8 protein-coding genes and 1 pseudogene are annotated in these 11,671 nt (G+C 61.8%); 6 read left to right on the top strand and 3 right to left on the bottom strand.

The window, feature by feature from the left end; genetic code table 11:
* Positions 1-214: 214 nt before the first annotated feature.
* Positions 215-2,236: a putative bifunctional diguanylate cyclase/phosphodiesterase gene (locus NKH12_RS04485; protein WP_352952075.1), complete on the bottom strand. Its 2,022-nt coding sequence runs from the start codon at positions 2,234-2,236 to the stop codon at positions 215-217.
* A gap of 286 nt (positions 2,237-2,522) precedes the next feature.
* Here NKH12_RS04485 and NKH12_RS04480 point away from each other — a divergent pair, with 286 nt between their 5' ends.
* Positions 2,523-3,557, top strand: a complete 1,035-nt coding sequence (locus NKH12_RS04480; protein ID WP_352952013.1) for a class I SAM-dependent methyltransferase — start codon at positions 2,523-2,525, stop codon at positions 3,555-3,557.
* Between the two features lie 186 nt (positions 3,558-3,743).
* On the opposite strand, the gene NKH12_RS04475 is transcribed toward NKH12_RS04480, so the two are convergent.
* A complete protein-coding gene (locus tag NKH12_RS04475; RefSeq protein WP_352952012.1) occupies positions 3,744-4,664 on the bottom strand; it encodes a sugar kinase in 921 nt (306 codons plus the stop codon).
* Between the two features lie 209 nt (positions 4,665-4,873).
* Between NKH12_RS04475 and NKH12_RS04470 the strand changes: the two genes are divergently transcribed.
* The 4 genes and pseudogenes from NKH12_RS04470 to NKH12_RS04455 form a co-directional block, all read left to right on the top strand.
* Entirely contained in the window at positions 4,874-5,323 is a 450-nt protein-coding gene (locus tag NKH12_RS04470) for a FixH family protein (RefSeq protein WP_352952074.1), read from the top strand.
* Positions 5,324-5,336: 13 nt separating this feature from the next.
* Complete coding sequence (locus NKH12_RS04465) at positions 5,337-6,536, top strand: cytochrome-c peroxidase (protein ID WP_352952011.1); 1,200 nt, start codon at positions 5,337-5,339, stop codon at positions 6,534-6,536.
* Between the two features lie 145 nt (positions 6,537-6,681).
* Complete coding sequence (locus tag NKH12_RS04460; protein WP_352952010.1) at positions 6,682-7,065, top strand: cysteine hydrolase family protein; 384 nt, start codon at positions 6,682-6,684, stop codon at positions 7,063-7,065.
* Positions 7,038-7,292 (top strand): annotated as a pseudogene (locus tag NKH12_RS04455) (cysteine hydrolase family protein); the annotation flags it as partial. The gene NKH12_RS04460 and the pseudogene NKH12_RS04455, both read left to right, overlap by 28 nt.
* 139 nt (positions 7,293-7,431) lie before the next feature.
* On the opposite strand, the gene NKH12_RS04450 reads toward NKH12_RS04455, so the two are convergent.
* Positions 7,432-7,884, bottom strand: a complete 453-nt coding sequence (locus tag NKH12_RS04450; protein WP_352952073.1) for an Lrp/AsnC family transcriptional regulator — start codon at positions 7,882-7,884, stop codon at positions 7,432-7,434.
* 163 nt (positions 7,885-8,047) lie between these two features.
* On the opposite strand from NKH12_RS04450, the gene putA reads away from it, so the two are divergent.
* Positions 8,048-11,659 carry a bifunctional proline dehydrogenase/L-glutamate gamma-semialdehyde dehydrogenase PutA gene (putA, locus tag NKH12_RS04445; RefSeq protein ID WP_352952009.1) on the top strand — a complete coding sequence of 1,204 codons (3,612 nt, stop codon included), beginning with the start codon at positions 8,048-8,050 and terminating at the stop codon, positions 11,657-11,659.
* The last annotated feature ends 12 nt before the right edge of the window (positions 11,660-11,671 follow it).

The following is an 11,671-nucleotide window of genomic DNA, read 5'->3' as shown; positions in this document are numbered from 1 at the left end:
TGGCCATGAGCAAAGCACTAAGACGGACCTGGACGACGGCTTCCCCACGAACTGCCAACATTGAATGGAAGGGTCAGCAACGACCGCTAATGGCGCCCCGTGCTCGTTCCCGCCGGCCGATTTCAAACGGCAAGATTCTCGGCCAGCCGCTGGGTCATCTGCAGAGGGAGCGCGGGGCGACGGCTTGCAGGAGCGCAGATCGCTCCGCCGCTATTCATGCGGACTTGACGACTGAAAATGGTCGTTTGTAGGTGACCGGTCTCGTCCGGAAACTCGCGGCGGGAGCAGGACGGCCGACGTGAAAGCCTTGGATTTTATCTATGTCAAATTCGCGTACAAGGGCCATCTGCTCGTCGGTTTCGACGCCTTCGAGCAAGATTTTATGACCGCGATTTCGGACCAGGGCAATAATGTCTTGCAGCATCGCCTTGCCCCTCGGGGTGCCGCAGTCATGTAGAAACGAGCGGTCGATCTTCACCGTATCGAAATCGATCAGACGAAGCCATGACAGACCGGCGAAGCCCGTTCCGAAGTCATCGAGCCATATCCTGATCCCTAGCAGTTTCAGGTCGCTGATGCAGCGGAGAACGTCGGAGTGCATCTCCATCTCCAGCCCTTCGGTGATTTCGAGGGCCAGCCTGCTGCCGGCTACGCCAGTCTCGCTCAAAATCGCCGCAACAGAGGTTGCGAAGCCGGGCGTCTTGAGCTGAATCGGAGAGACGTTGACGCTGACGACACGGACGTGATCGTCCGCCAGAAGCTCAGTGCACACTGTCCTTATTGCCCAGCGCCCGAGCGCCACGACCGCGCCAGTTCGTTCCGCGACGGGAATGAACAGGCTCGGCGGAACCGATGTACCGTCCAGCATTTTGAGGCGCATCAGAGCCTCTACGGCTTCAACTCGGCCCGACGCGACATTCTGGATAGGCTGATAGACGAGTGAAACGAGATCCTGGCCGATCGCAATCTTCAGCAAAGCCGCAATATTCTCGCTCTCGTCGCTGCTCTGGGGATCGTTTGGATCGAACAGCCAGGTACAATTTCGACCGCCTGCTTTTGCCAGATAGAGTGCGCGATCGGCCTCGTGGATGATTTTTTCCAACTTGGCGCCAATCTGCGGCCTGGTGAATGCAGCGCCAACGCTCACCGTCACAACCGAGATACCGTCTCTGCGCTGCTCGTGGGGAAGCGCGAGGTTCTCCACCGTGCTTCGAATGGCTTCGGCAATGTCTGTGACCTGTTCTCTTTTCTCCATGCGAGCCAGGACAATGAATTCCTCACCGCCGTAGCGGCCGATTGAGCCATTGTACTGCTTAATCATATCGGCAAGGGCATTGGCGACAAGAATCAGGCAGCGGTCGCCTTCTTGATGTCCGTAATAGTCATTGAACCTTTTGAAGAAGTCCACGTCGATGAGGATCGCCACAAAACTGCTGCCAAACCTTTGCCAGTCGCTCCAATAGTCCCGCAGCTTCTCGTCAATCGCCCGCCGATTCTCCAGACCCGTAAGCGGATCGGTTCTCGACAGATTCAATAGCGCCTGTCCGCGCTCGGTGGCTTCCTTGTGCTGGATTTTGGCTTCGAGGGCATTCAGGAAAACGTTGTAGCGCTCCTCGTTCAGCTTCCAGTTAACATAAGACGTAAATGTGAAGCATGAAATGTAAAAAGTTCCAAATACCAGTTTGTACATTAATGTGGAAGGCACAAAGTAGTTTACGGCATACAGTATTGCTAAAATTATTGTAGACGTTACAATAGATAGACTGAACTTAAACGTGAAGAAGAGATTGGCGCTCATCATGAAGATGGTGCCGAAGACCATGTAATAAGAGACGCTTTCCTTGTCTGCACCCATAACCGCTGGGCACAGCCAGCCAACATAGCCAAAGATGATGGCTCCGGCGCAAGTGACGTCAATCCATTCCGTTCCGACGCCCCGGCGAAGTTGTGCCTCCAAGATCAAGAGTGCAGTCACTCCGACCGCGAAGCGTGCCATGATCGTATAGAGTGCCACATCCGGAATCAGCAGCAGATCCGTTGCCGAAAACAGTAGATAGATGGCAACAGCGATCCAAAGCCCTGGCCTGGCGTCCATTCTTCGCTTCGCTTGGCCTTCCTCTCGGTAGAGGTTGCGGAGCTCGTCGGACCGCGGCTCGTAGCGCAGTTCAAGCGGTTCCGTATGGGCTATATCGGCCAACGCGGATGACGCGAATTCGTTCGTCACCACAAACCCCATTTGAACGGGGCTTTGTATTCCGAACTCATTTCTAGCTTCTGCCCCCACGCCGGCGGACTCCTCAGGCGCGACAGCGATTGCGGCGCCTCGCAAACAATATGCAGTCGCGCAAATAGGTTTTCGTTAACTCGTATCCGGAATCGCACCCGCAAGGCGTCCAAAGAGCCAGCATGGTTGGCGGGAAATTAACGACACCGCTAAAATGCCGGGGATGTGGGTTGGCAAAGGTAAAATTTTACGCGATATCTAATTAATATCTAGGTACTTGTAACTATGGAGTTATGCAGTGGCAACCATCCTTGATGGCAAAAGTCTGATTACTGCCGAGATGATCGCCGCCAGTCTCCCTCGAAGAAAGCTCGAGCCTCACAGCGAAGCGTTCGAAACCGCTCGCGTAGAGCTTGCGCTCATTCTTCACACGACACACCAGCAAATCGAGCAGCGAAAGGATCCCGCGGAGATCATTCGTCGTCTGATGTCGTATCTCGAGGCAACGCGTTCCAAGGTTCATCCGGACGTTTGGCAAGCATTGATACCGGTAGTGCAGAACCACCCGGTCTTGGATTACTTTCTTGAGGATCCGCTCACGCGGTGGTCCCATGACAAGCCCAGAGGTTATTCTGGCGACGCGCAGTTGCTCGACTACATCTATTGTGATCCGCACGTGGCCGAGAGCGTGGCAAACGCCTCGGAAACCGGCAAGGCGCTCTATAGTCATACCAAGGATGTACCTTCTTGCGTCGCGGCACGGGAACGACGCGATCTTTTAACCCGATATGTCGATGAGATTGCGGCCAGGAATGGACCGCAAGCCGAGGTCCTGGCGATTGCGGCCGGCCATTTAAGGGAGGCCAATCGCTCGACCGCCTTGCAGGAGGGCCGCCTCAAGCGCTGGGTTGCGCTCGATCAGGATCCTCAGAGCGTTGGATTGATCACGCGCGACTTCCGGGGCACCGCGGTAGAGGCCATCGACGGCTCGGTACGAACCATGCTCACGCGGGGCCACAAGCTTGGCAAGTTCGACTTCATCTACGCCTCCGGCCTTTACGACTACCTTGCGCACAACGTCGCCGTGAAGCTCACGAAAACCTGCCTGCAGATGTTGAAGCCGAACGGGACATTCCTCTTCGCGAACTACGCAGAGGGCAACCCTGACGCCGGCTACCGGGAGACGTTCATGAACTGGGTGTTGCTGCTGCGGTCGGAGGTCGATATGTGGAACATCATCAATGCCAGCGTCGACCGCAACACCGTCGAGGCGCAGGTGTTCTTTGGCGAGAACCGCAACGTCCTGTACGCCGTCATCGAAAAGCGCGGATAGCGACCGCCTTGGGCTGCAAGCTTGTCGGCCGTTGGCGGCAGCCAGTCTGATTTTTGACCCTAAAGCGCGTCGCGTTCGAATGGATTCATGCAACGCGCTTTAGTTCTTGTTTTATGCATGTCGTTATCGCAAAATCGCTGCGCACCCTCGGGTCGGGCCCGAGGGCATGCTTTTGGGCGACATGCATTAATCTTCGAACGCCGCCCTTAACGTCTCGAATGGCGCCAGCGCGCCGCGCACCTGCACGACGGCCGCGGCGACGCGATGCGCGCGCAGCACGGCCTCGGTCGGGACATGGCCGGCAAGCCGGGCGGCGAGATAGGCGCCATTGAAGGAATCGCCAGCGCCGGTCGTGTCGACGGGGGTGGCGACATGCACGGCCGGGACGGGCTGCAGGGTTCCGTTTGCGGCGATCAGCGCCGGCTCCTCGCCATTCTTGACGACGAATTCGCCGACCAGCTTTCCCAGCCGTTCCGCGGTTGCTTGCGGCACTGCGTCGCCGAACAGCATCTGCTCGTCGGGAAAGGTCGGCAGTGCGAGATCGGTGACTGCGAGGGCATCGAGGATCGCGGCTTGTGCTTCCTCGCGCCGGTGCCACAGCCGTGGCCGGTAGTTGGGATCGAAGGCGACAAGCGAGCCGGCGACGCGCGCCTTGGCCACCGCCGCCAGCAATGTCTTGCGCGCGGCGTCGTCCAGAATTGCCAAAGTGATTCCGGAAAAGTAAACAAGCGACTGATTTTCAAGGCTTTTCGCCAAGGCAGCCGCGTCGGAGGCCAGCTGCCTTGCGGCCGCATCGCCGCGCCAGTAGGTGAAGGAGCGTTCGGCGCCGGTCAGTGTGATAGCATAGAGACCGGGCCGTGCGCCTGCTATGATCGGGCTGGCGCCGATGCCGATGCCGTTTTGCGCGAAGAAAGCAATTTGGTCGCGCGAGAACGGGTCGTCGCCGAAGGCCGTCACATAGGTCGCCGGCCTGTCACCGCTCAGCGCATGCAGCGCCCACAGCGTGTTGAACGTGTCACCGGCAAAGCCCATGCGCCAGTTCGGCCCCGCCTGGCCTGAAAGTTCGAGCATGCATTCACCGATCGAGGCGACGCCGTTTCCAGTCATGAATCTCTCTCCTGGTGCATGTCGCCCAAAGCTTGCGCATTGGTTTTGAGATAACGACATGCACAAAACCAAGACCCGGTGCTGTAGCTTTTTGCGAGCGGCAGCGCCATGCTTGGTCATGGCGGATTTTTGCGCCAGCTGCGTTTTCTCACGCGGAAGGCGGGACGCAATCTGCCGAGCGAGACGTTATCTCCGGAAGAGGAAACGGTTTGGCATCGTTATGGCGTTATGTTCTGGCAGGTCTTGGTCTGGCTGCCTTGCTGGTCGGCATTCTCGCCGCCGTCTACCTGACCGCGCCGCAAGCGCCGCAACGTGCCGGTTTCGAGATTGCCCGCTCGAAGAAGACGGCGAACGGGCTGTTTGTGGCCAGATTCGAGCCGGAGCGGGGTATTGTCAGGCAAGGCGAGCTGCAATCCTGGCTGCTGACCCTGAAGACAGGTGCGGGAACCCCGGTGGAGGGCGCCGCGATCACGATTTCCGGGGGTATGCCGCGGCACAGGCACGGCCTGCCGACCAGCCCGCAAGCAACCGACTATCTGGGCGACGGGTGCTATCGCATCGACGGGGTGAAATTCACGATGAGCGGATTGTGGCAATTGCATTTCGCCATTTCCGCGGCGGCCGGATCCGATACAGTGGTCTTCAATGTGTTGCTCTGAGCGCTGGAGCAAGATGAACCGCGTTTCGCGTTTCGCGCTGCTGGCGATGGCCGTGCTTGCCGGCTGCGGCAAGCCGGAGTTTTCCGATGCCGAAAAGAAGACCATCGCCTCGCTGGCGCTGTCGGCGCTGCCGCCGCTGAAAGCCGACACCACTAATCGCTTCGCCGACGTGCCGGCCGCCGCCGCCCTCGGCGCAACGCTGTTTTTCGACGTCGGGATGAGCGGCGACGGCAAGGTTTCGTGCTCGACCTGTCATAAGATCGACCGGCAGTTCCAGGACGACCTGCCGCAAGCGGTCGGCGTCGGCCGCACCAACCGGCGCACCATGCCGCTCGCCGGCGTCGCGCATGATCCTTGGTTCTTCTGGGACGGGCGGCGCGACAGTCTTTGGGCGCAGGCGCTGGCGCCGCTGGAGAATCCGCTGGAGCAGGCCGGCAATCGCGCCGCCTACGCGCATTATATCAACGCCCGATTCGGCGAGCGCTATGAGCGCATCTTCGGGCCGCTGCCCGACCTTTCGACTGTGCCGGCCAACGCCAGTCCGCTCGGCAGCGATGCCGAGAAGGCGGCGTGGGGCACGATGACCGAAGCGCAGGCCGAGGGCGTCAACCGCGTCTTCGCCAATATCGGCAAGGCGATCGCCGCTTTCGAGCGGTCGATCGCGTTGCCGCAGACCCGCTTCGACCGGTTCGCCGCCGCCCTAGCTACCGGTATACAGCTGCCGCAAGGCGCCGATGCGTTGTCGCCTGAGGAGACCCTCGGGCTGAAGCTGTTCATCGGCAAGGCCAATTGCGTGACGTGCCACACCGGGCCGCGTTTCACCGATGGCAGTTTTCACAATACCGGCGTGCCGCCGGTTGCAAATCTGCCGCCGGATCGCGGCCGCATAGATGCGGTGGCGCAGGTCGAGGCCGACCCGTTCAACTGCTTCGGCGCCTTTCGCGACGGCGACGCCAGCGCCTGCGGCGAGCTGCGGTTCATGGTCAAGGCCGGACCGGAGCTCGTCCGCGCCTACAAAACGCCGTCGCTGCGCGGCGCCGCCACCCGTGCGCCCTACATGCATGCCGGGCAATTTTCCTCGCTCGACGAGGTGGTGGCGCATTATTCCAAGGCGCCAGCCAGTGTCGAGGGTGTGTCCGAGGTCCACCCGCTGCAGCTTTCGGACAGCGAGCGCGCGGCGCTGGTGGCGTTTTTGAAGACGCTGGCGGAGTAAGGCCGGGTTTGTCTGCGACAAGAGCGGACAACTGTCTTCGGCCGCCAAGCAACGATGTAGCCCCCCTTTGTTGACACGATGCAGGGTCGCTGATCATGATAACCAAGGCGCTAAGTGCGATACCTCAGGCTGTGGGAGGATAAAAATGCAGCCACTCGTCGTCGACGCAAAGCCTCAACCTGTTTCAATAAACCCCGCCAAGACTGCAGTTCTCGTCGTGGACATGCAGAATGACTTCGGCTCGAAAGGCGGGATGTTCGACAGAGCCGGCATCGATATCTCCGGGATTCAACGGGCTCTCGGCCCTACTGCAAGCGTCATAGCGGCCGCTCGCAAATTGAGACTGCCCATCATCTATCTGAAGATGGGGTATCATTCCGACCTTTGGGATCTCGGGACATCGGATGCCCCCAATCGTCTCCGACATCTCCAGATCTTTGGGGTCGGTGAGAACATGACGGCGCCGGATGGCAGCGAGAGCCGGATTCTGATCCGCGACACCTGGGAACAGATATCGTCAACGACCTAAAGCCGGAGTTGGGGGATGTTGTCCTCTACAAAACCCGGTTCAGCGGTTTCTACGAGACCGAACTCGATGCTGTTCTGAAGACCGCAGGCATCAAACAGCTCATCGTGACAGGATGCACGACCAGCGTGTGTGTGGAGTCGACAATTCGGGATGCCTTCTTCAGGGACTATCACTGCGTCCTGCTGACGGATTGCACGAGCGAGCCTATCGCGTTGGACTCCCCAAGGAGCAACCATGACGCCTCGATTACGCTCGTGCAGATACTCTTTGGATGGACATCGACGTCCGACCATTTCCTGAGGCAATCGAGGGGCAAATTCAGGAGCGTCTTGAACGAGCCGGATGAGCTGACGAGCTCAGTGACGCCTAGCGATCCTTCACAGTCTCCATCGCCACGAAGGTCGAGGTCTGGGCGACGTGGGGCAGGGCGGAGATGCGCTCGCCGAGCACGCGGCGGTAGGCGGCGATGTCGGTGGTGCGGACTTTCAGGAGATAATCGAAGCTCGACGCCATCATGTGGCATTGCTCGATCTCCGGCACCGCCTGCACGGCGCGGTTGAAGGCGTCGAGCGCGGCCGAGCGGGTGTCGGACAATTTCACCTGGACGAAGGCGACATGGCCTTCGCCCATGCGCTCACGGTCGATGATCGCCTGATAGCCACGGATGATGCCGTCCTTTTCCAGCCGCTTGACCCGCGCCTGCACCGGCGTCTTCGACAGGCCGACCTTGGCCGCGAGTTCCGACATGGAGAGCCTGCCATTGCTGCCCAGCGCCGACAGGATGTTCCTGTCGATGCGGTCCAATTGGTCTTCTGTCATCGAATTCGTGGTCAAGTTGGAGAAAATCAGGGCTCCACGATAGTTCAATCGACCTCTCCTGTCGATTTCTTTGGACCGATCGAAACCTAGCTTTGTGCTAGCTTGCGCCATTCGGTCCGGTGACCGCCGGACTGCTCCCTGATGCTCGCTTTACAGGACCGTCATGCCAGCGCTCGAAGCCATCCGCCAGCAGATCCGCGCCAATTATTTGCCCGACGAAGACGGGACCGTGAAGCGGCTGGCCGAGGCGACGGGGCTTTCGACGAAAGAGCGAAAGGCAATCTCGGCCCGCGCCGCCGATCTGGTGCGGGCGGTGCGCGGCTCGTCCGATCCGCGGTTGATGGAAGTCTTCCTGTCCGCTTACGGCCTTTCCACCAAGGAAGGCGTCGCGCTGATGTGCCTGGCCGAAGCGCTGCTGCGGGTGCCCGACACCGAGACGATGGACAATCTCATTGCCGACAAGATCGCGCCGCATGACTGGTCGGCGCATTCGGGCGGCTCAAGCTCGATCTTCATCAATGCGTCGACCTGGGCGCTGATGCTGACCGGCCGGGTGCTCGACGAAGGCGAGGGCGGCATCGAAGGCACGCTGCGCGCCATGGTGCGCCGGCTGGGTGAGCCGGTCATCCGCAAGGCGGTCGCCGCCGCCATGCGCGAAATGGGCGAGCAGTTCGTGCTCGGCCGCACGATTGCCGAGGCCGTCAGACGCGGGCGGCCGATGACCCAGAAAGGCTATTTCTATTCGTTTGACATGCTGGGCGAAGCGGCTCGCACCGAGGCCGACGCCTTGCGCTATCTCAAGGCCTATGCCGACGCCATCTCGTCGCTCGACGCCGGCGCCAATGGTCCCGACATCCGCCAGAACCACGGCATCTCGGTCAAGCTCTCGGCGCTGCACCCGCGCTATGAAGTGACGCAAAAGGAAAAGATGCTGCCTGTGATGGCCGAGCGGCTTTTGTCGCTGGCGCTGGCGGCGCGCCATTCGCGCATGGGCCTCAACATCGACGCCGAGGAGGCCGACCGCCTCGACCTGTCGCTCGAAATCATCGAACGGGTGCTGGCCGAGCCGGAACTCGCCGGCTGGGACGGTTTTGGCGTCGTCGTTCAGGCCTATGGTCCGCGCGCCGCCTTCGTCATCGACTGGCTCTATGCGCTGGCGCAGAAATACGACCGCACCATCATGGTGCGGCTGGTCAAGGGCGCCTATTGGGACACCGAGATCAAGCGGGCGCAGACGCTCGGGCTCGACGGTTATCCGGTCTTCACCCGCAAGGCCAACACCGATGTCTCCTACCTCGCCTGCGCGAAAAAGCTGCTGTCGATGACCGACCGCATCTATCCGCAATTCGCCACTCACAACGCCCACACAGTCGCCGCCATCCTGTCGATGGCTGGGAATCGTGACTCCTTCGAGTTCCAGCGCCTGCACGGCATGGGCGAGGCGCTGCATGAGACGGTGCGGCGGGCCGAGGGTACGCGCTGCCGCATCTATGCGCCGGTCGGTGCGCATTCCGACCTGCTTGCCTATCTGGTCCGCCGGCTGCTCGAGAACGGCGCCAACTCTTCCTTCGTCCACCAGCTCACCGACGAGGACGTCGAGCCGGAGGATATTGCTCGCGATCCGCTCGAAACCGTCGAAAAACAGGGTCCAGCCGCCAATCCGGCGATCCCTAGTCCGTCGGCGATCTTCGGTGCTGCGCGCCGCAATTCGAAGGGATTCGACATCACCGATCCGGTGACGCTGGCCGCAATCGACAAGACCAGGGCAGAGTTTTTCGGCCCGGACCGCTGGCACGCCAGGCCGATCACGAGGGCCGCCGGCTATGGCAAGCAGCGTCCAGTGGTCAATCCGGCTAAGCCCGACGAAGTGGTCGGCACCGTCAGCGAGGCAAGCGCCGAGCAGGTCGCGACCGCCGTGCGCATCGCGGTGGAGGCACAGCCGGCATGGGCAAAACGCCCTGTCGCCGAGCGCGCCGCCATCCTCAACCGCGCCGCCGACCTCTATGAGGCCAATGCCGTCGAATTCTTCGCGCTCGCCGCCCGCGAGGCCGGCAAATCGCTGGCCGACGGCGTCGCCGAAGTGCGCGAGGCGGTCGATTTCCTGCGCTATTACGCAACCGAGGCGGCCAATGCCGAACCTGGAACCGAGGCGCGCGGGGCGATCGCATGTATCTCGCCATGGAATTTTCCGCTCGCCATCTTCACCGGGCAGATCGCGGCGGCACTCGTCACCGGCAATTCGGTGATCGCCAAGCCGGCCGAGCAGACGCCGCTGATCGCCTTTCGCGCCGTCGAATTGCTGCGCGAAGCCGGCGTGCCGGAAGACGTCATCCAGCTTCTGCCCGGCGATGGCCCCTCAGTCGGCGGCCCACTGACCGCCGATCCGCGCATTGCCGGCGTCTGCTTCACCGGCTCGACCGAGGTCGCCAAGCTGATCGAAAAGCAATTGGCCGAGACCGCCGCGCCCGACGCCATGCTGATCGCCGAGACTGGCGGGTTGAATGCGATGATCGTCGATTCTACCGCGCTTCCCGAGCAGGCGGTGCGCGACGTCCTTGCCTCGGCCTTCCAGAGCGCCGGCCAGCGCTGCTCGGCGCTGCGCGTGCTCTATGTGCAGAAGGACGTCGAGAAGAAGATGCTGGAGATGCTGAAGGGCGCGATGGAAGCGCTCAGCCTGGGCGATCCCTGGCGGATATCGACCGATGTCGGCCCGGTCATCGACGAGGAGGCACAAAAATCGATCCGTGACTATTGCACTGACATGGGCCTGCAAGGCCGGCTGATCGCCAAGCTCGAGGCGCCGAAGGATGGCCGCTTCGTCGCGCCGCATGTCTTTCGGGTCAAGGGTATCGAGGACATGGAGCGCGAGGTGTTCGGGCCGGTGCTTCACGTCGCCACGTTCGACGCCGACGACATCGACGAGGTGATCGCCGCGATCAACCGCAAGGGTTATGGCCTGACCTTCGGTCTGCATACCCGTATCGAAGGCCGCGCCCAGCATTTCGTCGACGGCATCCATGCCGGCAACATCTATGTCAACCGCAACCAGATCGGCGCCGTGGTCGGCTCGCAGCCGTTCGGTGGCGAAGGGCTTTCCGGCACCGGACCGAAGGCCGGCGGGCCGCACTATCTCAGGCGGTTCCGCAAGGGGCCGCAGGCGGGCACGCCTGTTCTTGACGGCCGCAAGGTGACGGCGACCGAACTCGCCGACAATCTGCCAGACCCGGCGCTGGGCGGCTGGTCGACACGGGCGGACCGCATTGCGGTGCTGAGGAAACATTTGCGCGGCAAGGGTGCTGCGGCCATCGGTGCCGCCGCCGGCATCGATTTCGGCCAGGTCGATTTGCCCGGCCCGACCGGCGAGGCCAACACGCTGTCGCTGTCGCCGCGCGGGCGTGTGCTCTGCCTCGGCCCGGATGCCGACACGCTGCTTGCCCAGACCATCCAGGCGCTGGCGGCCGGCAATGCGGTGCTGGCCGTCGCGCCGGGTGCGCCGGCGGCACTGTCGTCACTGACCGGCAAGGGGCTGCCGCTGGCGGCCATCGACGGCCGGCCCGACCCGGTCGAGGCTCGCGCGCTGCGTGTCGACGTCGTCGCCTTTTCCGGCACGCCCGAGGCCGCTCGCATCGTGCGCAAGGTGATCGCCGACCGCGCCGGCCCGATCGTGCCGCTGGTCAGCGAAGTGCTCAACCCGGCGGCCTACGCGCATGAGCGCGCCGTCTGTGTCGACACCACTGCTGCGGGCGGCAACGCCAGCCTGCTGGCCGCGGCGTAGGATTCCACTATA

This window comes from Mesorhizobium sp. M1322, assembly GCF_040318085.1.
Classification (GTDB): domain Bacteria; phylum Pseudomonadota; class Alphaproteobacteria; order Rhizobiales; family Rhizobiaceae; genus Mesorhizobium.
The sequence above is the reverse complement of the archived record's forward strand: the minus strand, read 5'-3'. Positions and strand labels throughout refer to the sequence as shown.